Here is a 26,593-nt window from a genome sequence, read left to right as displayed (position 1 = left end):
CCAGATAACTCCATTATCGGTCTATTGCGGTGCAAGCACCACATTTGCGAACTGTTTTTGTTCTTCGACCCATTTCTTCAAAGTTTGTTCCTGCAATGCAAGATATGCATCAGGTGAAAGCGGACGGTTCGGGTCACGCGCAAGAACCTTCACAATATGAAACCCCACATCGGTCGCGACCACATCACTGTACTGTCCAGGTTGCAAGGTGAATGCAACCTCTTCGATCTTTGCGTTGAGCAAATATCCTCTCGGCACCCAACCCAGGTCACCGCGTGTCAATGGGTCAGCTTGCAATGCAAGTTCATCGAAGTCGGCTCCGCCATTTAACTGCGTGAGAAAGTTCTGAGCCGTGTCTTGATTATAGAGCAGAATTTGCTGGACGTGTACCTGCTCGGCAGTACTGGAGATATTTGAAATAATTTTGTCACGCATCCATGCCGCTTCTGCCGCACGCTTCAAATCGGACCGAAAAGTCTGTTCGCTGTATCCATGGGCTGTTTCCCACGCTGACAGCGCATCCGCCCCACCAACTTGGGCCGCGAGTGCATCGATTCGTGCTTGTAAAGCCGCATCATCGAGGGTGAAGCCGTTCGCGCGTGCCGATTGTGCCAATAGCAACTGCGCAATGGAATCTTGAATGACTGCGCTTGCGGCATCAGCCGAAGGGACCGTTTTGCCCAAGGCAGTTTGTGCGGCAATATAACGTTGCACTTCCGCATCAAATGCAAGGACAGTGATCCCTTCGCCGTTCACAGTGAGCGCCATCGGTTCAGGGGTGGCAGTAGGAGGCGCGGGTGTAAACGTCGGCTCGGGGGTGGATGTGGCAGGCTCGGGCGTGGAAAGAGAAGCGCACGCGGAGAGTCCGAGTGCGGTCAATAGAAGAGATATCCAGATGATTGTTTTTCTATGGTGAAACATCGCCCAGATTATACGTTAAAAGTGTAGGGGCAGGTCTGAGACCTGCCCCTACAAAATTATTGGGGTACTTTTTAGTAATCCATACCACCCATGCCGCCAGGAGGCATGGCAGGAGCCTTGTCCTTCTCGGGCATGTCAGTGATGAGCACATCGGTGGTGAGGATCATCGCGGCAATGGAGGCGGCGTTTTCGAGAGCGCCACGCACAACCTTGACCGGATCAATGACGCCAGCTTCGATCATATCGACATACTTGCCAGTGAGCACGTTGTAGCCGATGTTCTTGTTCTTCTTCTCGGCGGCAGTGCGGCGGACAGTGTCGATGATGACGGAACCATCCTGACCAGCGTTGGAAGCGAGCTTGCGGATCGGGGCTTCGAGCGCCTTCTTGACAATGTTGACGCCAACTTGGGCTTCTTCATCATCAGCCTTGAGTTTATCAAGTTTGGTGGAGGCGTTGATGAGGGAGATTTCGCCACCAGGCACGATGCCTTCTTCAACTGCGGCGCGAGCGGCAGAGAGAGCATCTTCAACGCGGTGCTTCTTTTCCTTCATTTCGGTTTCGGTTGCGGCACCCACACGGATGATGGCAACGCCACCGCTCAACTTGGCAAGGCGTTCCTGCAGTTTTTCCTTGTCATAGTCGCTGGTGGAGCGCTCGATCTCAGCGCGGATTTCTTTCACACGGCCATCGATCTCGCTCTTCTTGCCCTTGCCGCCAATGATGGTGGTGTTCTCTTTGTCAGAGACAACCTTCTCAGCGCGACCAAGGTCAGCCAGAGTAGCGGTCTCGAGCTTGCGACCGGTTTCTTCAGAGATCACGGTACCGCCAGTGAGGACGGCAATATCCTGCAACATGGCCTTGCGGCGATCACCAAAGCCAGGGGCTTTGATGGCGAGCACGTTGAGCATGCCGCGCAGTTTGTTCAACACGAGGGTAGCGAGAGCTTCGCCGTCAACATCTTCAGCGATGATGACGAGTTCGCGCTTGCCGATCTGGACGAGTTTCTCGAGCAAAGGCACGATGTCCTGTGCGGCGGAGATCTTCTTCTCGTTGATCAACACATACGCATCGGAGATGATAGCTTCCATCTTGTCTGCGCTGGTGATGAAGTACGCGGAGAGGTAACCGCGATCGAACTGCATACCTTCCACAAATTCCTGCTCGAACTGCATGGACTTGGATTCTTCGACGGTGATTACGCCGTCTTTGCCGACTTTGTCCATCACGTCAGCGATCAAGTTACCGATCTCTTCGTCAGCCGCAGAGTTGGTGGCTACGGAAGCGATCTCTTCCTTGGTGTCGATCTTGACGGACATCTTGCGGAGTTCTTCAACGATCGTGGCGGTCGCCAATTCGATGCCATGCTTGATGAACATCGGATTGAAACCAGCTTCGAGGGCCTTGAGGCCTTCGTTCACGATGGCATGAGCCAAAACGGTGGAGGTGGTTGTACCGTCACCGGCAATATCATTGGTCTTCTGGGCGGCTTCCTTGAGGAGCTGGGCGCCCATGTTCTCGAACGGATCTTCGAGTTCGATTTCCTTCGCGACGGAAACGCCGTCGTGAGTAACTGTGGGAGAACCAAACTTGCGGTCAATCGCCACGTTGCGGCCCTTGGGACCGAGAGTTGCACCAACCGCATTCGCAACGGTATTCATACCGTTCTTGAGCTTGCGGCGGGCATCTTCTGAAAAGACAATTTGTTTAGCAGCCATTTTTCATTCCTCCAGAATTAGCCTTCGACCACGGCTAGAATGTCGCTTTCGCGCAGGATGAGCAATTTCTTGCCGTCCACTTTTACTTCGGTGCCGGAATATTTTGCATACAGCACCTTATCGCCAACTTTCACTTCCATCTCGATGCGTTTTCCGTCTTCATCACGTTCGCCCGGACCAGATGCCAGGATCTTGCCTTCCTGGGGTTTTTCTTTAGCGGTTTCGGGAAGGATGATGCCGCCAGCAGTCATTTCTTCCTGCTCGATCGGTTCCACGATCACACGTCCGCCAAGGGGCTTGAGTTTCAACTTACTTGCCATTGCTAGACCTCCTGATAGGATTTGGTTTTTTGGATAATCACGAAATTAGCACTCTAAAAGCCTGAGTGCTAATTCCAATCTTACCTATTTCAGAGGGTCAAGTCAAGGGGATTGTAAAAACTCTTACACTTCTCTGATGCAGACACCACCTATGGAGATGGCGTCATCGTTTCGATCAACAGAGGCGTTGGCGTGATATCTACTATCGGATTTCCCGCTTCATCCGTAACCGAGGCAGTTGGTGTTTTACCTTTAGCCAGAGAATTACAGATGAACTCACCATCCCGAACGATGCTCAAAACCGTTGTAGAACTATCTGCATATTGCTCAGGCTTGGACGCAAGTTCATCGCGAATATCCCCAAACACCGCCATGGCTTCGTCACAATTATTTTTGGCCGGGCGACTCAACGCGGCCAACACCGAACCATAAGTGTAGTAGTAGACAATAGAATTCGGCGAAAGTTCGAGCCCTTGTATCTCTTGTGGTCCCTCTCCAGGCGCTTCGGAACAGGCCTCAAGGCCGCGCCCCAAACAAGAATCCTCACCTGAACATCCATAAGTGGCACACTTCAACGCATAAGTCGAGCCCTCATAGTTACGAGAACGAAAGAATACGATTCCCAACTGACCGTAAATATCGGCTTTCGTAGGGTCAAATTCCAGCGCCTTTTGAACATTTCTAGCCGCAGCAAAGAACTCACCCATTTGCGAATAGGTGCTTGCAATGGACAGATATGGGCCAGGATCATAAACTTCAAGTGTCTTATTGATATTTGCGGCTTTATCAAAATACTCAAGGGATTTTTCGTATACCGGGCGCGCTTCCTCGATATTAGGGATTTCAAATGCCAGACGACGATAGTTTGCCCCAGCACGTCTATAAAGAAATGTAAACTTCGGTTCAATAGCGATTGCCTTATCGTATTCTGAGATGGCTAGGTTATATTGCCCCAACGTTTCAAGCAGATAAGCATTGACACGATGCACATCCATGATCTGGTCGGCATCTTCACGTTGCAAAGCCAATGTGATATTTTGCTGGGCTTGATCCCATTTTTGTTGATCTAACAAAATTTCAGCATAGAAAGCCAGTGCCAGCGTATTGGAACTATCCAAATTCAACGCTTTCACCGCCTCCAACTCGGCTTCAGAGAGGAACTTCTGTACCTGTTGTGGATCATTACTATAAATATTGGTATCGGCATTCCAATCCAATGTGAATGCGAGGATGGCATGCGCAGTGCTATCGTCCGGGGCCAGCTCTACTGCTTTACGAGCGGACTCAAGTGCCTGGAGCAATCGCTCTTTTTTATCCGCGTCATTGATCAGAAATGCAGATGAATACGTTTGAATACGAGCAAGCTTGGTCCAAGTGGCGGCATTGCTTGGGTCCACGCGTACAGCTTCCTGGTAGGCAAGAATCGCGTCATCCAAATTGCCAGCGGTGAAATTGGCATCTCCTTGTAAAGCGAAGGAATCCGCCGCACGTGTGGGAGTCAGCGTAGCCTGAAACAAGGGTCGGATATCACCCTTGTTAACTTCCTGCAAAACCCAAACCATGACAAGGATCAGGATCACCCACAAAAACATGCGATAGATGTTCGATTGTGGCCTGCGATTAAAAAGTGGACGGCGAGGATAAACGTTCATGGTGTAGCAACCGTTGGGGTTTCCACTGGCGTGGATGTGGAGGTAACAGCCAAAGGATCAACAAAAGCAGGCGTACTCGTCGGCGGGTTGGACAGTTGCTCCTGGCAAATACGAATGATCTCACTTGCGGCAAATGCGGCGTCCTCATTCGACGGCACACGTGTCTGAACCGTTTGAGCCATTTGGATCGCCTCACCACATTGGTTTGTGCGCGCCAAAGCCAACCCATACGTGTAATAATATTCAGCCACCAACGGCTCATTGACCAAGGGGATACCGGTAATTTTCACACCATCTTCTGTAACACCGCCGTAGATCGTAAAGCCTAACTCTTTGACAGCTTCGGGCCACATATATTGACGAAAATACATCACTCCAAGGTTGCCACGTAAACTGGCAGAATCAGGACGGTTGTTGACAGCCTCTTGACCATATTGCACAGCTTTTTCATATTGGCCCGTAGTAGCAAATGTACGTGAAATATAAAGGTCTGGAAGCGGATCAGCAGGGTTCAAAGAGTTGGCCTTGATGAAAGCCGTAATCGCATCTTCATATACCAGAGTTCTACGATAATTAAGACCCAAGCCAATGTACAAAATCGGAATATTCGGGTTGATATTGATAGCCGCTTGATACTCGAGAATAGCTTCCGCATAATTCCCTGTGGCTTCATAAACTAAAGCGCGTGCACGGCGAGTTTCGATAATATTACTGTCAAGCGCCAACGCTACTTTTGATTCATCAATAGCCTTTTCATATCCATCAAATCCTGAATCGATCAGGATCTCAGTGTTATAGGCATGGAGCAATGCATTGTTTGGGTCAAGCGCCAATGCCTTTTCAATGGATATTTGCGCATCACCATTCTTACCTTCCTGAAAATCCAAAGCCCAGGCAAGGACGCCGTGCGCCAATGCATTATCGTTGTTTAGCAAGATCGCATTTTCCGCATTTTTCTGCGCATCCTCATACTGTCCTGCAAATACCTGCACACGAGCCAACGCGACATACAAGGTCGAATCCTGTGGCGCCGAATTGATCGCCTGTTGATATGCTTCGATCGCTTGGGTTAATTTCCCTTCTTTATAAAGCGCTTCAGCCTCCGTCACAAACGATTCGGGCGAACGTGTAGGGGTAGGCGTATTTTCGAATGGATTCGGTTGCGAAGGCAGATACACTTGGTTGAATAAATATCCAAAGACCACAACCAACACAAAAATCAGCCATCCAAAATAATTTGGACGCCGTTTACGGCGATTCATGCTCCATTTGCTACTTCTTGGTAAGTACATAAATTCATATTACCATGAAAATATTAAGCGTAAAATGAAAGGAAAATACACCCTCAGTTTGTTGAATGACAGAAAGATGATGATAGAATCGCCTCATGCAGTTCGATGTATTCACCCTTCTACCTGAGGTTTTTCCCACCTATCTCGAATCGAGTATCCTCAAACGCGCCGCGCAACGAGGGCTGATCAGCGTGAGCGTTCACAACATTCGTGATTACACACACGATAAGCACCACACCACCGATGACACTCCCTACGGAGGCGGAGGCGGCATGGTGATGAAACCTGACCCGGTCTTTGAAGCGGTCGAAACTGTTGTAGGACTTGCTCCGCATCCCTCCGACCCGACGCCTGATTCAAAATCCCCATCATTCTCCTCACCCCACAAGGACGTGTGTTTAACCAACGCATCGCCGAGGAATTATCCAGTTACGAACGCATTGTCATGCTCTGCGGCCGCTACGAAGGCGTGGATGAACGCATCCGCCAGTATCTAGTCACAGACGAGATCTCCATCGGCGACTATGTTTTGACCGGCGGTGAACTGCCTGCCATGATGATCATTGACGCCGTCTCCCGTCTCATCCCCGGCGTGCTCGGTGACCCCACCGGCGCAGACGATGACTCACATTCAATGGGCTTGTTGGAATACCCCCACTACACCAAGCCATCCGAGTATCGCGGCTGGAAAGTACCAGATATTCTTCTTTCAGGTGACCATGCCAAGATCGAAAAATGGCGCAGGGAACAAGCTCTAACCCGCACCTTCAACAAACGACCCGATATGTTGGAAAAAGCAGAACTCAGCGACAAAGATTTAAAGTTCATCAAGAGTTTAAAACAACCATGAAGGGTCAGAAGTCAACGACCTTTAACGTTAGACTTGAAAACTGGAGGCAACCATGACATCGCGACTCAATTACGGCAAGACCTTCCTGCTCGGCTTCGGTTTTTTTGGCGTAAGTGTGATCTGGGGCGTATACAATGCCTTTGTCCCTGTCTTTCTCTCAGATAAATTCCACATCGCCCCCGGTGTGATCGGCTTCTTTATGACGCTCGATAATATCGCGGCCTTGTTCATCCAACCACCTGTCGGCGCGTGGTCAGATCGAGTGCGCACGCCATTAGGCCGCCGTATTCCTTTTATCCTAATCGGAGCGCCCATCTCGGCCCTAGCGTTTGGGTTGATCCCATTGGCAGCTGTGCTTCCCTTATTTGTGGCATGTACCAGCACATTACTACTTAGCGCGGCCATCTGGCGCACTCCAGTCGTTGCCCTCATGCCCGACATCACTCCATCTGCATTTCGTTCACAGGCAAATGGCATCATCAACTTCATGGGCGGGGTTGGCACGATCGTAGCATTACAGACCGGCGGCCTTCTTTACAAGATGAGTCCAAGCTTTCCCTTTTGGCTTGGCTCGGCGCTTGTGATCGTTGCGGCATTGATCGTGTATCTTTTCATTGAAGAGCCAAAAGAATATGAACAGGCTGAAGAACAACCCGGTATGCTTGCCAGCATCAAAGAAGTCTTCAGTGAAGAAGAAAAAAGCGGCTTGCGCATCTTGTTTGCGATCTTCTTCTGGTTCATCGGTTTCTCGGCAGTGGAGACCTTCTTCACACTCTACGCCAAACATCACCTCGGGCTGGAGGTCGGCGATGGCGCGACTTTGCTTTCCGTGTTGCCTCTATTCTTCGTGATCTTCGCCATCCCATCTGGTTTCATCGCGGGCAAGATCGGGCGACGCACAACCATCTCCATTGGTTTGATCACGCTCATCATCATGATGATCCTGTTATACATCACACCCGCCAGTGCGTTGCTCACTGGCATCGCTCCCCTACCCCTCGTCGGCATTCCACTTGTAGAAGGTGGCACACGTATGCTGACACTCGCCGGTGTGCTTCTTATCATCGGCGGCATCGGCTGGGCATTCATCAACATTAACTCCCTGCCCATGATCGTGGACCTGACCAGCGCGGCACGCATCGGAACCTACACGGGTTTGTATTATCTGTTCTCCACGCTTTCTGCGATCATCGGCCCAAACGTGAACGGTTGGGCGATCCAGTTGACGGACAATAACTACAACATCATCATGATCCTTGCACCGGTATTTTTTGTCATCGCGTTCGTCATTATGTTGGGCGTCAAACGCGGCGAAGCACAACCTTTGTAAGCACGGGAGTTAGAGCTTGCAAATTAAGTCAATATATTTTCTTCTGGCGATTGTGGTACTGGGCGTCACCGCCTGTGCACAATCGCCAGATTGTTCTCGAAAAGATGTGTTCTGTGCAGGTTTGGTAACAGACACACGCGGCCTGCACGACCTTGGTCCAAATCAAAACACATGGGCGGGATTGGAAAAATCTCACGCAGATGGGATTGTTGATCAAGTGGCCTACATCGAATCTGTAAACCCAAAAGATTACGAAAAGAATATCTCCTACTTGGCGGACTCAGGCTACGACGTGATCGTCACCTCAGGCATTGGTCTACGCGATGCCACGCTTCATAGTGCGGACCTGTATCCTGATTCTGTTTTTATGGGCATAAATCAACCTGACGAGGACTCACCTACACCCAACTTCATCCCGGTTCTATTTCCCGAAGACCAAATGGGATTCTTTGCCGGGGCATTGGCCACACAATTAACAAGATCAAAAAATATTGGCACCGTATGTGAAACTTCGGGCATTGATGCCATGTGGCGGTATTGCGAGGGCTTTCGTGCAGGTGCAAAACACATGGACGCTTCGGTCAAAGTCCTTGTGGTGTATCGGGATGGAGAAAGCAGTAGCAAGTTGTTCATTGACGATGCATGGGGTTACGACAATGCACAGAAACTCATCAAAGAAGCAAATGTGGATGTACTCTTTGCAGTAGGCGGAGAGACTGCGGTTGGCGCGTTACGAGCGGCCAATGAGGCCAAGATCAAAGCCATTGGGGCGGAGAGGGATCAACGGGCGGCATTGGGAGAAGAAGGTTCGAGCGTTGCCACCTCTGTTTTGGGGCAGACCAGTTCCACAGTCCAAATATTGATGCGAAGTTTGAGAGGCGGGAATTTTCCAGATGCAAGAATGAGTCCGATTGGGTATGTCCCATTCGATAGGCTTGTCTCTCAAAGTGTATTGGGAGAACTGAAAGATTTGTTGAGTGATTTGGAAAATGGGGAAATCACGACCAATATATCTTCAGAAAAACCTTGAAACGGCGTTAACATGTGCTGGCTTGCACAATAAATCCTTACGCTTTATACTTGCAAAGTCGTAAGGTATTGCTGAAAGGCATATCTTCAAATTTTCTGTTTTCAATAGGAGAAGAACACATGAAAAAGCTGTACTCGATCATCGCTCTGCTGATCATCGCGTCGCTGGCGCTTTCTGCCTGCGGTGGTGGTGGAGCGAAAAAGCTGAAGATCGGTCTTGTGACCGATACCGGCGGTGTGAACGATAAGTCGTTCAACCAGTCTGCATGGGCCGGTGTTCAGAAGGCTGCTGCTGAATTTGGTTTCGAAGCCAACTATATCGAATCCAAGCAACAGACCGACTACGAGAAGAATATCGATCAGTTCGCAACTGAAGGATACAACGTAATCGTAACCGTAGGTTTCTTGATGGGTGATGCAACCGCCGCCAAGGCCAAGCAGTATCCTGATATCAAGTTTGCCATCATCGATAACGCCTACTTCCCCACTGAAGGCTCTGCGGCCTGTGGTGCAACTGCCAAGGATTGTTACGCCGATGGCGGTTTGACCAACGTCACTAGCTTGATGTTCCAGGAAGATGAAGTTGGCTTTTTGGCTGGTGTGCTCGCCGCTGGCATGAGCCAGACTGGCACCATCTGCTCAGTCGCTGGTATCGAGATCCCGCCCGTTGTGCGCTTCGTCACCGGCTATCAGACCGGCGCCAAGTGGTACAAGGCTGAGACTCAAGCTTTGAACGTTTATGTTCCTTCCTTCATTGACCCCGCTAAGGGCAAGGAAACTGGTTTGAGCATGATCGGTCAGGGTTGTGATGTGGTCTTCGGCGTGGGTGGTAACACCGGTAACGGTGGTCTTCTCGCCGCAAAGGAAAACAACTTGATGGCCATCGGTGTGGATGTTGATCAATACAACACCTATCCTGAAGTTGCCTCTGCGTTGCTCTCCAGCGCCGCCAAGAACGTAGACGTAGCCGTTTATGAATATCTCAAGGCCGTCAACGGTGGAACTTCAAAGGCCGGTATGATCACCGCCAACTTGAAGAACGGTGGCGTAGGTCTCGCCCCCTTCCACGATTGGGACAGCAAGATCTCTGCTGAACTCAAAGCCAAGATCTCTGAAGCTGAAGCTGGCTTGAAGGACGGCTCCATCAAGACTGGTTACCAACCGTAATCCGTTGAACAAATAGTAAGAACAGAGGGTGCTGTGCAGAAGTACAGCACCCTCTCTTGTCTAAAGCCCTCTTGGGATCGCCAACGCACTTTACACAGTTGCATATAGTTATTACAAAATCCTGATTTTGTTTTTTGACATCTATCTAAAGTCCCAAAGTATTTTGCAAGTCGAGGGAATCACCGCACAAGGAGTTTTCCTACATGACGTTTGCTCTGGAAGCCACCGGTATCACCAAACGTTTCCCCGGTGTACTCGCCAATAGTGATGTGAATTTTTCGCTCGAGCAGGGCGAAATTCATGCTTTATTAGGCGAGAACGGCGCAGGTAAATCCACGCTGATGAACATTCTTTATGGGCTGTATCAGCCGGATGCCGGGGAAATCAAAATTAACGGACAACCCATCAAGATCACAAGTCCACACGATGCCATTGCCAAAGGCATCGGTATGGTACATCAACATTTCATGCTTGTCCCCCCTCTCACTGTCACCGAGAACATTATGCTTGGGCAGGAAGCACTTACGCAAAGCTCACGTGCTCTGAAACATTTAGCCACTCTCGACCGGCGAAGTGTGGCAAAGCGCGTGCAACAATTAAGTGAACAATACGGCCTTGCCGTGGAACCCAATGCTGTTGTACACGATCTAACGGTCGGTGCTCAACAACGTGTGGAGATCATCAAGGCTTTATATCGTGAAGCTAATACCCTTATTCTTGATGAACCCACCGCTGTCTTGACTCCACAGGAAGCGGATGAGTTATTTGTCATCATGCGTGCTCTTGTCAAGCAAGGCAAATCCATCGTTTTCATCACACATAAACTACGAGAAGTCTTTGCTGTTGCCGATAGCATCAGCGTGATGCGTTCAGGGAAGATGGTTGGCTCCGTCCGCCCGAAAGATGCGACGAAAGAATTGCTGGCAGAGATGATGGTAGGACGCAATGTCATTCTCATGGTGGACAAAGCCGAGGCGCATCCCAGCGAGAAAATTTTGGAAGTAGGAAACCTGCATGTGTTGGATGATCGCAAACACCCGGCCGTGAACGGCGTTACCTTTGAAGTGCGGGCAGGCGAAATCCTCGGTGTTGCTGGCGTGCAAGGCAACGGACAGACCGAACTCTCTGAAGCATTGACCGGTCTCCGCCCCTCTGCCAGTGGGCAAATCTCCATTCTGGGCAAGGACACATCCCACGCAACTCCGCGTCAGGTGACAGAGACCCAAACATCTCACATCCCTGAAGATCGGCACAAACATGGATTGGTGCTGGCTTTTTCAGTAAGCGACAACGTCGCCATGTGTACCTATTACAAGGAGCCTTACGCACACGGCGTTGAAATGGATTTTGACGTGATCGAAAATCACGCACGTGAACTGGTCAAAATGTTCGATGTCCGCACACCCGGTATACAAACCGCTGTTGGCGCGCTCTCTGGTGGAAACCAACAAAAAGTGATCGTGGCTCGTGAACTCACTCGCCCGGTCAAATTGTTGATCGCAAGCCAACCCACACGTGGATTGGATGTGGGCAGTATCGAATTCATTCACAAACAGATCATCGAAGCGCGCGATAAAGGTGCGGCCGTGCTGTTGATCAGCGCAGAATTGGACGAGATCTTGGCACTTTCAGACCGCATCGCCGTGATGTACAAAGGGAAAATTCTGGATACCGTGGATGCCAAAGATGCAACACGAGAACAGTTAGGTTTACTCATGGCAGGCATCACAAAAGAGAAGGAGGGCGCACATGTCTAATGTTGCCGCCACACGGCGAACTTCATTCAATTTCCGTCAAATCACCAAAGACATCTGGGCGGCATTAAAAATGCCTATGCTCGCGATCTTAATGGCTTTCATTATCGGTGCACTGGTCATTTGGATTACCGAAGGAAGCCTGGTCACCGTAGGCGAAGCTTATTATGGTTTGTTGCGCGGTGCCTTTTTTAAACAACGTGGATTCTCAGAAACGCTTGTCGCCACCATTCCCTATGTATTATTGAGTCTGGCGGTTACAGTGGGTTTCAAGACTGGTCTGTTCAACATTGGTGTAGAAGGACAATTCACCATCGGTTCAATCTGTGCGGCATGGGCTGGCGTGGCATTCAGTGGTCTACCCGGCATCATCCATCTGCCTTTGACAATCTTGACCGGTGCATTAGGTGGCATGATATGGGCGGTCATCCCGGGTTATCTAAAAGCCCGCACTGGCGCTCATGAAGTCATCAGTACAATGATGATGAACTACGTAGCGTTCCGGCTTGGCGAATACATGGTGAGCTATCCCCTGCGTGACCATTTATCCTCCGGCGTTCAAACGCTTCGTATCTCCCCCGAGGCTGAGTTGTGGACAATGTCGGCATTTCCACAACAATTACAAAATCCGCTCAACGCATTGCTTGTGGCCATCATTATTGCTGTAGTTGTAGCCTTATCTGTACGCACCATGCTGGCCGGTGGATTTTTATCCGCTCGAGTGAAAACTGCAACACAGCGACGTACCGTATACCTTGTAACTGGCCTTGTTTTCGGAGTGATTGCTTTCGTGGCGTTACCTCCTCTTACACAAGCCTGGTGGCCTTTCACGGATCAATATGACCGCTTGCACACGGGCATCTTCCTTGCCATTTTCGCGGCAATTGGTGTGTGGTGGCTGATGTGGAAAACAACGCTCGGTTTTGAACTGCGTATGGTCGGAGCAAACCCCAATGCGGCGCAATATGCTGGTGTCAACATCACACGCAATATTGTCGTTGCAATGGCTATCTCCGGTGCATTGGCTGGTATCGCCGGTACGGTTGAAGTGATCGGTGTTTCGATCTGCCGTTGTCTACCTTTGTTCTTCTCCAGCGGATACGGCTGGGATAGCATCGGCATTGCATTGCTTGCCAAGAACAACCCCTTCGGTATTCTTGCCGCGTCGCTTTTGTTCGGTGCCATGCGCAATGGCGCAGACTTGATGGAATTGACATCCGGCGTTTCAAAGTACATCATCTCACTCATTCAGGCGCTGGTACTGCTCTTCGTTGCCGCACCAGCCATCGTGCGCTACATCTATCGCATGAAGGATGAAAAGACCGAGGCGCAAGCATCCTTGACCACCGGCTGGGGAGGTCGCCCATGACAACCGCGCCCAAAACGAACAAGTCGCTTTTCAACCTGCGCGGCGGAGCCTGGGTCACCATTCTCTTAAGCGTATTTGGCTTGGTTGCCGTCTGGGTATTACTAAACCTTATCATCGGCGGACAGTGTGGAGAAAAATGTGTGATCGATACTCTCGCACAAACTCTGCGTGTGGTTACGCCCATTGCATTTGCCGCACTATGTGGTGTCATGTGTGAACGATCTGGTATCTTCAACATCGGTATCGAAGGACAAATGCTGATGTCGGCCATGGTCGGTTACGCTGTTAACTTGTTTGCCTATCAACTCTTAAAAGACACTATCGGTGTTGAAAATGCAGGGAATATCAGCCGCTTGCTTGCAATACTATTGGGTGTACTTGCGGCAATTCTTTTCGCATGGTTGCACGCGCTGATTTCCATCAAGTTCAAAGTAGATCAGATCATCAGCGGCACTGTCATCAACATCCTTGCGATTGGTGTCACGGGGTACGTGTATCGCGCCTTTCTTGCTGAAAACCTACCTGCCGGGCCGGGCACATTCCCATTGATGCCCATCCCATTCCTTTCTAAAATACCGTTCATCGGCCCGATCTTTTTCGCTCAAAAGCCACTCACCTACCTGATGCTTATCCTTGTAGCGTTCATTCACTACATGCTCTTCTACACACCTTGGGGTCTGCGCACTCGCGCCATCGGTGAACATCCGCGTGCCGCAGATACCCTCGGCGTAAATGTTAATCGTATGCGATACATCAATGTGATGTGGGGCGGCGTATTGGCTGGATTGGGCGGCGTATGGTTTACCCTCGAAGCGGTAGATGTATTCAATCCATTAATGACAAACGGCCTAGGCTTTATCGGCATGGCCGCAATGATCTTCGGCAAGTGGACTCCCTTCGGCTCGCTGATCGGCGCCCTGATATTCGGTCTTGGTTCCAGCGTCACCGCCACGATCAGCATCTTCCGCCCAGACATTCCATCACAGTTCCCGCAAATGCTCCCTTACATTTTGACCATCATCGTGCTGACCGGCGTTGTAGGACGTGCGACACCTCCTGCCGCAGGCGGCAAACCTTACGAGAAATAACGCATCTTTCTCAGAGTAAGCCTGATTCAACAAAACAGGAGTTTTCTCAACTCCTGTTTTTGATTCTGTTCAAGATGAGAAAAAGCCGGGGAACCACGAACCAGCTTGAGGTCCGATTTGATGCGTTGATTGGGACGAGAGTCCTATCTGCGCTAGGAACAAAGGACAATGCAGGCACGTCTCCATTGAAGTAAAATTGTTCCATCTTGAGGAGAAGATCATGTCTAAATTCATCCGTAACACTTTTATTTTGGGCACTTTGTTCATGTTTATCGTTTCAGCATGCAACCTGCCTTCAAACGGACCACAAACCGATGACCCCAATGCCATTTACACGCAGGCGGCCCTAACCTTGCAGGCACAGTTGAATTTAGTGGCAACCCCCACTACATTTAGCGCCCCAACCCTGCCGCCCCCACAACCGACGAATACCGCCGTATCGTTTCCTACGTTGCCACCTGTTACATCCACCCCGCTCGCTTCTGCCACGCCGGTCTGCGATCAGGGCTTGTTCGTAAAAGATGTGACCATTCCTGACGGAACCCTGTTCGCGCCTGGCGACACCTTCACAAAAACATGGAGGATCAAGAACGCAGGAGCTTGTACATGGAGTGGATACTCGCTGGTATTCGATAGTGGCGATTCAATGAGTGCTACATCCCCGATCGCCATCGGAACTTTGAGCCCAGGCCAAGAAGTAGATCTTTCTGTAAACCTGAAAGCTCCCGCAACAAATGGCTCTTACCGAAGTTATTGGCGTATACGAAACGCTTCCGGCGTCTTGATTCCCATTTTAAGCGGATATCAAGGGACATCCTTCTTTGCGGATATTAAAGTTGGAGTATTCAGCTCTGGCTATGATTTTTATACACGTGCCCCTTCTGCAACATGGATCACTGGTGCAGGTACCATCACGTTTGGCGGACCTGATACAAACACAAGCGGTTTTACCATGTACAGAGATGGCCAACGGATGGAGGATGGCAGTTCACCTGGTGCAAAGGTTTTAGAAACACATCCCCAATTTGTAGATAACGGTGTTATCTCCGGTCGCTTCCCCGCCTACAATGTAGTTGTAGGTGAACACTTCACAGCAAAGATCGGTTTCTTAGCACAAGCCGATGGCACGTGCGGTACAGGCAATGTGAAATTCCAATTGAACTACAAAGAAAGTGGCGGAGCTGTAACACCTTTAGGTGAATGGTCTGACACATGCGATGGTACTATGAAAAACGTTGATGTTGATCTGACGTCACTTAAAGGTAAGAGTGTGGAGTTTATATTGGCAATCCTGGCAAACGGCTCATCGGCACAAGACTGGGCAGTCTGGATCGCTCCACAAATAGCGATCCCGAAATAATCAAGAAAGCGCCCGGATGAACAACTCGGGCGCTTTCTTGAAAACAGTATAATACTGATACAACAAGAAAGGATATTGAATGCTCTTTAAAAGACAAAACATCTTTCCCATACTCATTTGCATTGCTTTGCTTGCATCATCCTGTGGAAGCCCTGCAAAAAACGAATCAGAGATAGCAACAGCTGTCGCGCTGACTGTGCAAGCTCAGAATTCTTTGACAGAAATAGCAGCTCTTCCAACGCTTACGCCTGTTCCACCTATTGAAAATACCCTCACCCCAGAGGCGACTCTCACCAATACTCCTGCAGCAATTTCCGGAAACCCGGGTTGTGTCGTCTCTGCTAATTTGATCGGCGAAAACCCGCCAGATAATATTTTGTTTCGTCCTGGTGAGACCTTCTTCAAAACATGGACACTACTCAACACTGGTACTTGCACATGGGATAATTCCTATAGCATTATCTTTTGGTCGGGCGACTTACTGGGAGGCTTGACCACATACAAATTTCCTGAACTTGTTGCACCGAACGAATCCAAGGATATTTCCATTTTCTTGAAAGCCCCTGATACCGAAGGGACATTTACAGGTTATTGGCGTCTTCAATCGCCTTGGGGCGAAAACTTTGGCGTTGGAGCAACGAGTGAGGCGTTCTACGTACAAATTGCTGTTTCTACTGCGACAAAGCTTGATTATGGTGTTACAAACCTGACAGCTAAACTAGTACGCGACCCTGAAGAGGGCTGTCCCTTAAATGTACGCTATTACGTATATGCCACTGTCACAACGAACGGACCACATGAGTTCAGCTATTACTGGGATCAAAGCGATGGCAATGAAAGTGGTGTTATCAAATATAAAACCAAACAAGCAGGAAGTGTCACTTTCGATAGAAGCTGGTTAATCAGTAAAAATGATAACCCCAATCCACGCTGGATCAAGTTTGTTGTCACAGGGTCTGACGCACGCGAAATCAAAGTGGACATTCTCCATAATTGTTTCGTCCAGTAAATTCAGGTAATCATGAATAAAAGCCGAGGTCATAAGCCTCGGCTTTTTTGTTGGAACACGGGAAGCACTTAAACCGTCTTTATGATGAAAAATCGGAGGTTCGAATGTTGTTTAACCATTTCAGAAATATCCTAATCACATCTGCTGCGCTTGTATTCATGCTAGCCTGTAGTTTATTTGTACCAGCTGCCCCTCAACCTGCGGCAACCCTAAATTCTTTGTATACATCCGCAGCACAAACATTGAGTGTTATGTCTACACAGGGAGCGGCCAGTCAGTCAGCGGAATCTTCGGCTACGCCTACCTTGTCCATAGCAACAAATAGCCCAACTCCATTTGCAACGTATACACCGGTGCCGCCACTGGCAACTATTGTGAAATGTGATGCAGCGGCCTTTATCACTGATGTAACCTATCCCGATGGTTCTCTGCTCGGGCTCAACAACACGTTCACAAAGACATGGCGCGTTAAAAATGTTGGTACCTGCACATGGACAACTTCTTACAATCTGGTTTTTGTAGGAGGTGAAGGTTTCGGGGGAAAAGCCGCCGTTGCGCTACCAGCAAGTGTCGGGCCAGGAGGAAGCGTGGATATTTCCGTCCAATTGAAAACGCCAAACCAGAACGGTCGCTATCAGGGATTTTGGAAGCTCAGTAACGCATCTGGTGTTCTATTTGGGTTCGGGTCACAGGGAAATTCCAGTATCTATGTGGATGTGAACGTAAGCGGTTATACGGTTACTGGGTATGACTTGGCCGCAAATCTGTGCGAAGCATCCTGGAGGAATGACGATAGATCACTACCTTGTCCCGGAAATAATGGTTCAAGCGATGGATTTGCGGTAGCGATAAATGCTCCTGAAATGGAAGATAGTAAAGTGAGAGGTACAGGATTGTTAACACACCCACAAATGGTTAAGGACGGTATGATCACAGGTAAATATTCACCCATCAACATTCAGACAGGAGACCATTTCAAGGCATTAATCGGCTGTGTAAATAAAGCCAACGATTGTGATGTGATCTTTAAACTCGATTACCAGATCGGAACCGATCCGGTTAATGCACTTGGGCAATGGCATGAAATTTACGAGGGAGAATACTATCCAATCGATATTGACTTGAGTTTCCTTAATAACAAAAAGGTCAAATTTATATTGACAATACTAGCTAATGGCTCTTCACATGAGGATTACGCTCTATGGGGTAACCCAAGAATTACGCGTCAGAGCGCTCAGCCTCCTACGAAAACTCCTAGCCCAACCCTCTCTCCAACAATAACAGCCACGCCCACGCAGACCTTTACCCCAACCATCACTTATACACCAACGGCCACATATACACCAACATTAACACCAACCGTCACTCAAACGCCCACAGAAACTGCTACTATTGGGCCATAATGTAAAAACATATCATCAGCAATACGTTGATACTGCCTTGCAGTATAATGAGATTGGGAACTCTCAAACAAAAGTTGCGAGTTCACCAAATTACAGTTCGTTTACTATTCGGAGGTAAATCTTATGTTCGTTAGAAAGTCCCCGCGGCACACTTTGATCACTCTATTCACTGTCGCTTTAATGCTTGCCGCTTGTAATGTCGGCGTTGCGCCGGCCCCTACAATGGATATTAATGCGGTTAATACTGCAATTGTCGGCACCACAATTGCACAATACTCGGCACAGTTTACACAAACTGCGCAGGCAATACCGCCCACCCCAATGCCCACTGATACACCACAGGAACTACCAACCTTCGCCCAACCTACTACAGATGCTTCAGGCGCACTCCCGACAGTCTCGTTTGATACCACGCCTACGATTGAAGGTGCCGCAAGTCCTTTACCTGCTTTCACACAAGTTGCAGCACCAACCAAAGCCGCCACACAAGCACTCGGAGATTCCTGCTTCAACAGTGTCTTTGAAGGCGATATAACAATAGCAGATGGAACGGTTCTCAAAGGCGGCGAGGATTTCCAAAAGGTTTGGAAAATCCGCAACACTGGTACCTGCACATGGGATGAAGGTTTTACCCTTGTTTATATTGGCGGTAGTAAACCTGATCTTGACCCATATAACTTTGAATTCAAGAAAAGCAGCGACTTTGTGGACGGTGGTGAGGCCATTGATATTGGTATCAACCTCACAGCACCATGCACACCCGGAAAATACGAGGGACATTGGCGTATGCGTAACGATGGCGGCTACTATTTCGGCACGTTGTTATCCGTCTACATTGAAGTTAAAGATAAGTGTAAATAGTTTCTAAACCGGAGACACACTCCATGAAATATAAAATCATCGTTCTCTTGCTTGTATTCACCATGTTTGCCACATCTTGCGGATCAGCAACCACGCCCGAACCCACCCCAGATGTGGCGGCTGTACGTACCTCAGCCGTCAGTACAGTGGAAGCCAAATATACTCTCACTGCCGCCGCTTTCACACCAACCTTCCTCCCACCGCCACCACCAACGGAAACTCCTGCACCAGAGGCCACCGCCACAGAGACCGAAGAGCCGGTAAGCGTGATCACAAACGCCGCAGGGACTCAAGTAGAACTCTGCGATAGTCTTGGGTATGACCTCGCTACAGTAGATGTGACCATACCAGATGGCACCACGATGTCACCAGGGCAGGATTTCATCAAAACCTGGAAAGTCAAGAACACAGGTGTCTGTCCATGGGGAGCTGGGTATGTGCTAACTTATGCAGGGTATTCGTCTTCAATGTCTGGCCAATTCATCGCAATGACTGAAGTCATTCAGCCCGGACAAGAAGTGGATGTTTCTGTGCAATTTAAGGCCCCAGAAAAAGCAGGTGAGTACTTAAGCGCATGGACCATGCAAAACCCGAAGGGTATTGAATTCCCCGAGATCGTCTTCGTCAAGATCATCGTGCAATAAGAGTCCGTGGCACACAACCTCAAACAAACCACCAAAGACAAAGCACGCCAGTTAGGGTTCATCCCAATAAATCAGATTTAATCACACCTGTTTACCTGACAGTAACTCTATGATAAAGCAGGGCAGGCCTTACGGCTTGCCCTGCTTTTACTCAACAGGCACGATTTCTAATCTCCGCTTTTGCTTGTGTTCTAACTCCTCCCATAGGCCTATTTCTTCATCAAAGTTTATTAGCGATATTCGTGATTTTTCCTTCGCCTTGTACTTCAAGGAAAAAGTCTTGTCAAATTTAGTACTCGGATTCGTCAGTTACCCTTGCTCTAAAGAATCGGCGATTAGTACATGGCGATAGATGAACAACCTAAGAGCTAAACCTAGGCAAGGGCAGGCTTGAACGCCCACCCTTATCTAGGTATACTAACTTAAACTCTTCCGTGCTGATTTACGGTACCGCGATCACCAACTCTGTGGTCATCCCCACATCATCCAACGAAGTGTACCAGTAGTCGGTCGTCAGACCCTCTGCCGGGATCCCCAGGATCTCGTTGAAACTGCTCAGGTACTTCGTTCTCTCACTCGTGAACACCTTCACTCCGTTCGTGCTCACCACTCGCACTGGTCCTCCGTTGATCCCATACCGCGGGAACACTCTCTGCCCAGGTAGGATCGAGTACGGTGTCGTGTTCTTCTTCACTCCTCCGATGTACACATCCACTTCCGCTGTCTCCGTCTCACTTGGGTTCCCGATCACCAGGTACGTGATCATGCTGGCATCATCCAATGAGGTGAACCAGAGTTCGGTCGAGGTTTGAGCTATCGGGTACCCCAACACTTCATTGAAACTGTTCCCATACTTCGTTCTCTCGCTCGTGAACACCTTCACTCCGTTCGTGCTCACCACTCGTACTGGTCCTCCGTTGATCCCATACCGAGGGAACACTCTCTGCCCAGGTAGGATCGAGTACGGTGTTGTGTTCTTCTTCACGCCTCCGATGTACACATCCACTTCCGCTGTTTCTGTCTCGCTTGGGTTCCCGATCACCAGGTACGTGATCATCCCCGCATCGTCATAGCTCGTGAACCAGAACTCTGTGTCCAGTTGGGTCGAGGGGAACCCCATCACTTCGTTGAAGCTGTTCCCATACTTCGTTCTCTCGCTCGTGAACACACTCACTCCGTTCGTGCTCACTACCCGTACCGGTCCGCCGTTGATCCCATAGCGCGGGTACACTCTCTGCCCAGGCGGGATCGAGTATGGTGTTGTGTTCTTCTTCACCCCTCCGATGTACACATCCACTAACGCTGTCTCTGTCTCACTCGGGTTCCCGATCACCAAATACGTGATCATCCCCGCATCGTCCAATGAGGTGAACCAGTATTCGGTCGTCAGTTGATCCGCGGGGAACCCGACGATCGAGTTGAAGCTGCTCCCGTAGATCGCTCGTTGACTCGTGAACATGTTCACCCCGTTCGTGCTTCTCACTCGTACTGGTCCACCGTTGATCCCGTACCGATCCGTTAGTCGTCCGCTTGGTGCAACGGTGTAGTTCTTTGGTGGGTTATTCCCGATCGTTACTGTAACATTAGATGGCTTTTTTATTATATAAGCATCACCACTTGTATAGTTCCCGTTCTCATTTCCTACCCCACCAAGCGGATTATTCGACGCATCCTTGACACTATCATCATCCACCACATCCAAGCGGACTGTACCATTGCCAGCCCCGGTATCCACTGTGACCGTATAGGTAGTACCTGAGCCACTGATACCTGTAATGGCTGCACCAGTCACACCAGTTGTAGTAAGGGCAAAATCACTGAACGGCGCAGTTGTATCCACACCTGTCACTGGCTTCGAGAAAAAGACAACGAAATCCACACTGGTTGCACTGCTGGGATTTACCGCCGCTCGCAGAATCAGAGACACAACTGGTACGGAACAACTGCCACAAGTTTGTGCGGTATAGTCTTGTGATGTTTGATCAGCTTGAAGATTGGCATAGGATTTATTTGATGGTGTAAATGTATAACCTGGCTTATACGGCGTAACCGTTCCAGACCAGCCAGCCGGTACTAAAAAGGAGTAATTTCCACTACCATCGGCCGTCACAAACTTGAAAGTGCCGTCCACATAATATAACGTTGCACCTGCTATACCTGCATTGCCGGAAATAGTAACAGGCGCCGCAGAAGATAACACAAATAGCGTAATTGAATTCGCAGGAAATCCCGCGGTAAATTCGGATGATGTGACTGTCTGGTCGGGCTCATGAATTATTGATGTTAGATTTGCGGAACTATAACGATAAACTTGGGCTATTCCGCCAGATTGGAAATTTGTCAGGGAGACTGTGCTAGTCAAGTTTTGGGAGGTCTTATTGACAACGATCAAGGTCAGGGCTGAGTCGCTGGTTCGTTGGGCGGCGTAGATTGCCAACTTCGATTGATCCGCACTGCTGGCGCTAACACTGGTATCGCCAAACTGGTTTTTGTTCCCATCGTAATTGCGATACATACGAAAGGCGAAGATGCCCGGTGCATTGACATTGGTAGGTGGACCCCATAGCGTAGCCAGATCAAGCCCTTCACGCCCGAAGATACCGAGGATATCGGCTTGGGCAAGCGCTCCATTCATATAATCCAATGCGCCCCAACTGTACTCACTGATTGCCAACTTGGTTCCGGGATAATTATTATTGACCCACGACTTCATACGCGGAATCAACATGACCGTACCATTTTCCCAGCCTGTTCCACCGATCCAACTTTCGTCTACATAAGTCGGGTCCCACAGTTGACGTGTGGAGCGTAAGCGCAATGCTTGTGTACTCGCGTCACCGAGAGAATCTGAAAAGACACCACTCCCTTGGGGATAAACATGTAGATCAAAATAATCCAGAATACGGACATTGTTATTCGTCTCATAGGTATGCATCTGTTGCAGATACCAGGCTACATAATCCATATCCCCATGCGCGGCACGGTCAGCGCCGTTCGGGTTGCATTCATCTGCACCGGAGAAAAAGTAACGGCACCAGCCATCTTCCACGGGACCCAAGGTCAAGGCTGATGGATCAGCCGTTTTCAACGCGGCAGCATAGGCGTAGGTCCGATCGCGCATTTCATCATAGATGGTGGCTTGTGGATGAATATCCCGATGCGTGCCATTCCAGATGCCGGGTTCGTTGTCGAGATTGTAGAACAGGACGCCACCATTCGCGGCTGTTCCAAAGGTGGTGGTCAAGTGATCGACCCAGTTGGTGACAAAAGCTGGTGTAATAGCCATGCTGGTATCAGTGGGATCGTTGCCAGTGATCTCTGCATTGTTATGAAGTCCGTTGCCACAATTGGTATCCCACGGGTCCACCGAATCTTGCGCTCCATACAGCGACACTTTGAAAGAACAATCGTATGGATGATTCTCAAGGCGTCGTTTTGGTGTCCAGCCAATGAGAGGGATGGTCATTAGGGTTTCAGTGTTGGTGGTGTTGTTTTGCGTAACAAAACTATCGGCAGAGTCTGAACTATCATCTGGAATATTTTCGTAGTACCAATCTGCGCCAGTGTTATGAACGTTGATCTGCCAGTTGTAACGTGATGTGGAATTTCCACCCCAACGCCGAACCGGAAGGTTGATCGCATTTGCGATCTCTGCCGTGGCATAGTTCATGCCATAAATATATGGGCTGATGGCATGGTGACCCGCGCTTACATCTACACTTAGAGCGGGACCTATGCCGGGTACCGAAGTAGGTGGTGTCGCGCTCGAATTGATAAAACTAATGTCATCGAGGTAAAACGTTGACTGACTGCCAGCTGTATTATTGAACCAGGCAATTGCATAAACACTGCGCGGCGACCCCATGGATGTCAACGAGATATCCACCTGTTTCCAAGTATTTGCCTGAGGGGGAGTGATATCTTGAGTGAGAGCCGTACTTCCATTTTGATTTTGGATTTGCAATTGGACGGTTTGCCCACCTGCTGAACCACCATGAATCCAGAAACGCAATGTGTCGTATGGGCTTACATCCAGAGTGTTACCGACATATCCTACTTGGAAGCCACTCCACCCGCCGGTGTAATGGACAGAAACCGATGCGCTTCCACCATGGACCGGAGAACTGTTTCCCAAATTGACCGTAACTCCACCATAAGACCAATCCTGCCAACTTCCGTTTAATCCGTCTGTATAAACAGGGGAGGATGATCCAGCCAAATTCGGAGATGCTTTTCCCATGATAACTGGTATGAATATTTGTGAAAGAAACAAAAGACAAATAAGCAGAAGACAAAAGACTCTTTTCACCTTCATTGAGTAGGGCTGGCTAATTGAATGGAAGAAGACTGTCATTATGTTAACCTCATGTAAAGCAAGTTAGCGGGCTGAATTTATGATTATTTCTGGAACGATAATCAAGAATGGTTTAAAAATCAATCCAACTCTGGAATTATGTTACATTTTTATTATAGAGTGTCTAAACTTGAAAGTGAATGAAGTCGATGAGGTTGGCGGGATAAGCAGGGTAAAGACATTTTCGGAGTTGACGTTGGTTGTAGCAGAAAACCAGCAAACGAATTGCACACTTCAAAGCATAAGGACAACGTGAGAAACATCGCGACCGTCGCGCTAAACGCTTGTGATAATGTCGCAACTCGGCGTTTACTCCTTCCACAGAATAGGTTTCCTTCTTGTCATTGCGTACTTCATATGGCGCACCATAATACAAGGTGTCGTATACAAGAAAGGCGTCGCTGTAATATTGTCTGGCTTGGGGAGCACGATCCAAGCAAGCTTGTATTGCATCAGAAGTTCGTTCTTTGACAACATCCCAACTCAAAATACAGCGAGTTTCTCGATCTACGATCGTCAGGACATAGAAGATGTTTTTTTCTTGCCAACAAAAGTAAAAAGCTCATCTAATTCGACTACTTTGGGCTTTTCAGGAACTTGTGCATTGGGCAACTGCTCTGAGTATGCTTTGACCCAGTTGGCCACACTTTGGTGGTTGACTCTCAAAAGTCGTTGGATGCTCCTGAAACTATTACCTTCCAAATATAGTTTAATTGCTTTTAGTCAAACTTCAACGGGATATCCATTCAAGTTGGGTTTCGGTGTGTAGTTCTTGCCACATTTGTAGCAACGATATTTCTGACTACCTGATGGATTAAACCCCACCTTACATTGTTTTTCTTTTGAACTACATCTTGGATATTTCATACAAACTATTCTAGCTCACCTTTGACTTTAGACACTCTGTTTGTAAGGCTATCGATAAGCCTGAAATCCTTTTAGCCCAAGCTCGCAAAATTGTTGCCGAATTGCAGGATAATGCAGTGACATTGGACGCTGAACAAGACTGAATACAAAAAGAAATTGACACTCTCACTATGGAGCGGCAATGGATAATCACTCAAGCTCGCAAAGGCGCGATAACTGAAAGCGATATGGATTATCAATTAGGCGCAATTGCTTTACAAGAATTAAGCCTGAAGCGAGAATATGCAGAGATTGGGCAAGCAGTAAATATCTATGCTTTGGGTGATTGGGAAACCAGAGTCGTAGAATATTTAGCCGATTTGCAAGCGGGGCTCGACTCATTAAATGTCATACCTCAAAATGATGAAGAGCGGCTGGAAATATTTGAGCTCAAAAAGCAGGCTATAAATACATTGGTCAAGCGGGTTACAATAGATCGTGATCGCCAATTACACGTAGAGATTAGTATTAATCTGCTAAACTTATTCCCTGATGACCCACCCCCAAGAGATGACCCCGACAAAAGCGCCAAACATCCCCAATGGCTTGAAAGAACTAATAAAGATAAAATCAAAACAGTTAGGGTTTTCCCTAACTGGCGTGACGATTCCTGCGCATCCCACACACTACACTACATTCGAAAGCTGGCTCGCACAAGGTCATCACGGCACTATGGATTACCTTGCTAATGATCGTTCCCGTACGCGTCGCGCAAACCCGTACGAAATTCTTCCTGAATGTAAATCGATTTTAGTGCTTGCCACCCCATACTCCCCTCCTTCAACAAAACAGCATGAAATCAAAATTGCTGCGTACGCACAAGGCGCAGATTATCACGACATCCTCCCCGCTCGAATGGAAGAACTTGTTCAATTTATCGAGGAGCAGGTTGGAGGTCCAGTAAAGAACCGTTATTACACAGATACTGGCCCGATTCTTGAACGCGATCTCGCCCAGCGTGCAGGCATCGGATGGATCGGCAAAAATACTTGTCTCATCAATCCCAAACACGGTTCATATTTTTTCATCTCCGAGATCCTGCTTGACATCGAACTTGAATCCGACTTGCCCTTCACCACCGACCACTGCGGCACATGCACACGTTGCATCCAAGCGTGCCCCACGCAATGTATTCTTCCAAACCGCACGCTTGACGCAACCAAATGTATTTCCTATCTCACCATTGAACTCAAGGATGAGATTCCCGTGGAACTGCGCGATAAGATCGGAGATTGGGCCTTCGGATGCGACATCTGCCAAATGGTCTGCCCATGGAATCGATTCGCACCCGAGGGCGACTCTGTCTTTCAATCGAAGGCCCCGCCTCAACATCTGACCGAGGAACTGTTGCTTACACCCCAAGCCTTTAATCAACGCTTCAAGCAGAATCCAGTCAAGCGAACAAAGCGACGTGGTTACCTGAGGAATGTTGCCATTGTCATCGGCAACACAGGGACTATGCACCACCTTCCTGTCCTACAAAATGCGCTCAACGACGAAGAGCCCATGGTAAGAGAACACGCCCAATGGGCAATAAATAAAATCTCAAACAAACCTTCATAACGC

The 26,593-nt window shown here is 48.9% G+C and carries 19 protein-coding genes and 1 pseudogene; 13 read left to right on the top strand and 7 right to left on the bottom strand.

Annotated features, from left to right (window positions below; all coding sequences use genetic code 11):
* Positions 1-21: 21 nt before the first annotated feature.
* The 5 genes from IPP66_10170 to IPP66_10150 all read right to left on the bottom strand — a co-directional run bounded on the left by IPP66_10170 (position 22) and on the right by IPP66_10150 (position 5,873).
* Complete coding sequence (locus tag IPP66_10170) at positions 22-879, bottom strand: peptidylprolyl isomerase (protein MBK9925645.1); 858 nt, start codon at positions 877-879, stop codon at positions 22-24.
* Between the two features lie 113 nt (positions 880-992).
* Positions 993-2,639, bottom strand: coding sequence for a chaperonin GroEL (gene groL / locus IPP66_10165; protein MBK9925644.1), 1,647 nt, complete (start codon positions 2,637-2,639; stop codon positions 993-995).
* A 17-nt stretch (positions 2,640-2,656) separates the two neighbouring features.
* A complete protein-coding gene (groES, locus tag IPP66_10160; GenBank protein ID MBK9925643.1) occupies positions 2,657-2,959 on the bottom strand; it encodes a co-chaperone GroES in 303 nt (100 codons plus the stop codon).
* A 149-nt stretch (positions 2,960-3,108) separates the two neighbouring features.
* Positions 3,109-4,611, bottom strand: coding sequence for a tetratricopeptide repeat protein (locus IPP66_10155; protein MBK9925642.1), 1,503 nt, complete (start codon positions 4,609-4,611; stop codon positions 3,109-3,111).
* The gene (locus tag IPP66_10150) at positions 4,608-5,873 is read right to left on the bottom strand and encodes a tetratricopeptide repeat protein (GenBank protein MBK9925641.1); all 1,266 of its coding nucleotides are present in this window, start codon (positions 5,871-5,873) and stop codon (positions 4,608-4,610) included. Before IPP66_10150 ends, IPP66_10155 begins: the two co-directional genes overlap by 4 nt.
* A gap of 125 nt (positions 5,874-5,998) precedes the next feature.
* Between IPP66_10150 and trmD the strand changes: the two are divergent.
* From trmD to IPP66_10090, 12 genes and pseudogenes are all read left to right on the top strand, one after another.
* A pseudogene (gene trmD, locus IPP66_10145) lies at positions 5,999-6,753 on the top strand (tRNA (guanosine(37)-N1)-methyltransferase TrmD).
* Positions 6,754-6,805: 52 nt separating this feature from the next.
* Entirely contained in the window at positions 6,806-8,083 is a 1,278-nt protein-coding gene (locus IPP66_10140) for an SLC45 family MFS transporter (GenBank protein ID MBK9925640.1), read from the top strand.
* A gap of 16 nt (positions 8,084-8,099) precedes the next feature.
* Complete coding sequence (locus IPP66_10135) at positions 8,100-9,113, top strand: BMP family ABC transporter substrate-binding protein (protein ID MBK9925639.1); 1,014 nt, start codon at positions 8,100-8,102, stop codon at positions 9,111-9,113.
* 119 nt (positions 9,114-9,232) lie between these two features.
* Positions 9,233-10,279, top strand: coding sequence for a BMP family ABC transporter substrate-binding protein (locus IPP66_10130; protein ID MBK9925638.1), 1,047 nt, complete (start codon positions 9,233-9,235; stop codon positions 10,277-10,279).
* A 203-nt stretch (positions 10,280-10,482) separates the two neighbouring features.
* The gene (locus tag IPP66_10125; GenBank protein MBK9925637.1) at positions 10,483-12,036 is read left to right on the top strand and encodes an ABC transporter ATP-binding protein; all 1,554 of its coding nucleotides are present in this window, start codon (positions 10,483-10,485) and stop codon (positions 12,034-12,036) included.
* Positions 12,029-13,402, top strand: coding sequence for an ABC transporter permease (locus tag IPP66_10120; protein ID MBK9925636.1), 1,374 nt, complete (start codon positions 12,029-12,031; stop codon positions 13,400-13,402). The genes IPP66_10125 and IPP66_10120 overlap by 8 nt, the downstream gene beginning before the upstream one ends.
* The gene (locus IPP66_10115) at positions 13,399-14,490 is read left to right on the top strand and encodes an ABC transporter permease (protein MBK9925635.1); all 1,092 of its coding nucleotides are present in this window, start codon (positions 13,399-13,401) and stop codon (positions 14,488-14,490) included. The genes IPP66_10120 and IPP66_10115 overlap by 4 nt, the downstream gene beginning before the upstream one ends.
* Before the next feature lie 220 nt (positions 14,491-14,710).
* Entirely contained in the window at positions 14,711-15,850 is a 1,140-nt protein-coding gene (locus IPP66_10110; protein ID MBK9925634.1) for a hypothetical protein, read from the top strand.
* A gap of 79 nt (positions 15,851-15,929) precedes the next feature.
* Positions 15,930-16,859, top strand: coding sequence for a hypothetical protein (locus IPP66_10105; GenBank protein ID MBK9925633.1), 930 nt, complete (start codon positions 15,930-15,932; stop codon positions 16,857-16,859).
* A gap of 251 nt (positions 16,860-17,110) precedes the next feature.
* A complete protein-coding gene (locus IPP66_10100) occupies positions 17,111-18,262 on the top strand; it encodes a hypothetical protein (GenBank protein ID MBK9925632.1) in 1,152 nt (383 codons plus the stop codon).
* Between the two features lie 123 nt (positions 18,263-18,385).
* Positions 18,386-19,123: a hypothetical protein gene (locus tag IPP66_10095; GenBank protein MBK9925631.1), complete on the top strand. Its 738-nt coding sequence runs from the start codon at positions 18,386-18,388 to the stop codon at positions 19,121-19,123.
* A 23-nt stretch (positions 19,124-19,146) separates the two neighbouring features.
* Positions 19,147-19,767 (top strand): hypothetical protein, encoded by a 621-nt coding sequence (locus tag IPP66_10090; protein MBK9925630.1) that lies wholly within the window; start codon positions 19,147-19,149, stop codon positions 19,765-19,767.
* A gap of 442 nt (positions 19,768-20,209) precedes the next feature.
* On the opposite strand, the gene IPP66_10085 is transcribed toward IPP66_10090, so the two are convergent.
* Both IPP66_10085 and IPP66_10080 read right to left on the bottom strand, forming a co-directional pair.
* A complete protein-coding gene (locus IPP66_10085) occupies positions 20,210-24,007 on the bottom strand; it encodes a hypothetical protein (GenBank protein MBK9925629.1) in 3,798 nt (1,265 codons plus the stop codon).
* Positions 24,008-24,637: 630 nt separating this feature from the next.
* Positions 24,638-24,823 carry a hypothetical protein gene (locus IPP66_10080; GenBank protein MBK9925628.1) on the bottom strand — a complete coding sequence of 62 codons (186 nt, stop codon included), beginning with the start codon at positions 24,821-24,823 and terminating at the stop codon, positions 24,638-24,640.
* 714 nt (positions 24,824-25,537) lie between these two features.
* Between IPP66_10080 and queG the strand changes: the two genes are divergently transcribed.
* On the top strand, positions 25,538-26,590 hold the full coding sequence (gene queG / locus IPP66_10075) for a tRNA epoxyqueuosine(34) reductase QueG (GenBank protein MBK9925627.1): 1,053 nt from the start codon (positions 25,538-25,540) through the stop codon (positions 26,588-26,590).
* Positions 26,591-26,593 lie beyond the last annotated feature (3 nt).

Source organism: Candidatus Defluviilinea proxima (assembly GCA_016721115.1).
In the GTDB taxonomy this organism is placed as follows: Bacteria; Chloroflexota; Anaerolineae; order Anaerolineales; family Villigracilaceae; genus Defluviilinea; species Defluviilinea proxima.
Note: the sequence above shows the minus strand (reverse complement) of the source record. Positions and strands in the feature narration are given on the sequence as shown.

Excerpts from the sequence above, each read along its gene's own strand:
- groL (MBK9925644.1), bottom strand. The coding sequence starts at position 2,639 with ATGGCTGCTAAACAAATTGTCTTTTCAGAAGATGCCCGCCGCAAGCTC.
- groES (MBK9925643.1), bottom strand. The coding sequence starts at position 2,959 with ATGGCAAGTAAGTTGAAACTCAAGCCCCTTGGCGGACGTGTGATCGTG.
- IPP66_10155 (MBK9925642.1), bottom strand. The coding sequence starts at position 4,611 with ATGAACGTTTATCCTCGCCGTCCACTTTTTAATCGCAGGCCACAATCG.
- IPP66_10150 (MBK9925641.1), bottom strand. The coding sequence starts at position 5,873 with ATGAATCGCCGTAAACGGCGTCCAAATTATTTTGGATGGCTGATTTTT.
- IPP66_10140 (MBK9925640.1), top strand. The coding sequence starts at position 6,806 with ATGACATCGCGACTCAATTACGGCAAGACCTTCCTGCTCGGCTTCGGT.
- IPP66_10130 (MBK9925638.1), top strand. The coding sequence starts at position 9,233 with ATGAAAAAGCTGTACTCGATCATCGCTCTGCTGATCATCGCGTCGCTG.
- IPP66_10125 (MBK9925637.1), top strand. The coding sequence starts at position 10,483 with ATGACGTTTGCTCTGGAAGCCACCGGTATCACCAAACGTTTCCCCGGT.
- IPP66_10120 (MBK9925636.1), top strand. The coding sequence starts at position 12,029 with ATGTCTAATGTTGCCGCCACACGGCGAACTTCATTCAATTTCCGTCAA.
- IPP66_10115 (MBK9925635.1), top strand. The coding sequence starts at position 13,399 with ATGACAACCGCGCCCAAAACGAACAAGTCGCTTTTCAACCTGCGCGGC.
- IPP66_10110 (MBK9925634.1), top strand. The coding sequence starts at position 14,711 with ATGTCTAAATTCATCCGTAACACTTTTATTTTGGGCACTTTGTTCATG.
- IPP66_10105 (MBK9925633.1), top strand. The coding sequence starts at position 15,930 with ATGCTCTTTAAAAGACAAAACATCTTTCCCATACTCATTTGCATTGCT.
- IPP66_10100 (MBK9925632.1), top strand. The coding sequence starts at position 17,111 with ATGTCTACACAGGGAGCGGCCAGTCAGTCAGCGGAATCTTCGGCTACG.
- IPP66_10095 (MBK9925631.1), top strand. The coding sequence starts at position 18,386 with ATGTTCGTTAGAAAGTCCCCGCGGCACACTTTGATCACTCTATTCACT.
- IPP66_10090 (MBK9925630.1), top strand. The coding sequence starts at position 19,147 with ATGAAATATAAAATCATCGTTCTCTTGCTTGTATTCACCATGTTTGCC.
- IPP66_10085 (MBK9925629.1), bottom strand. The coding sequence starts at position 24,007 with ATGGGAAAAGCATCTCCGAATTTGGCTGGATCATCCTCCCCTGTTTAT.
- queG (MBK9925627.1), top strand. The coding sequence starts at position 25,538 with ATGACCCCGACAAAAGCGCCAAACATCCCCAATGGCTTGAAAGAACTA.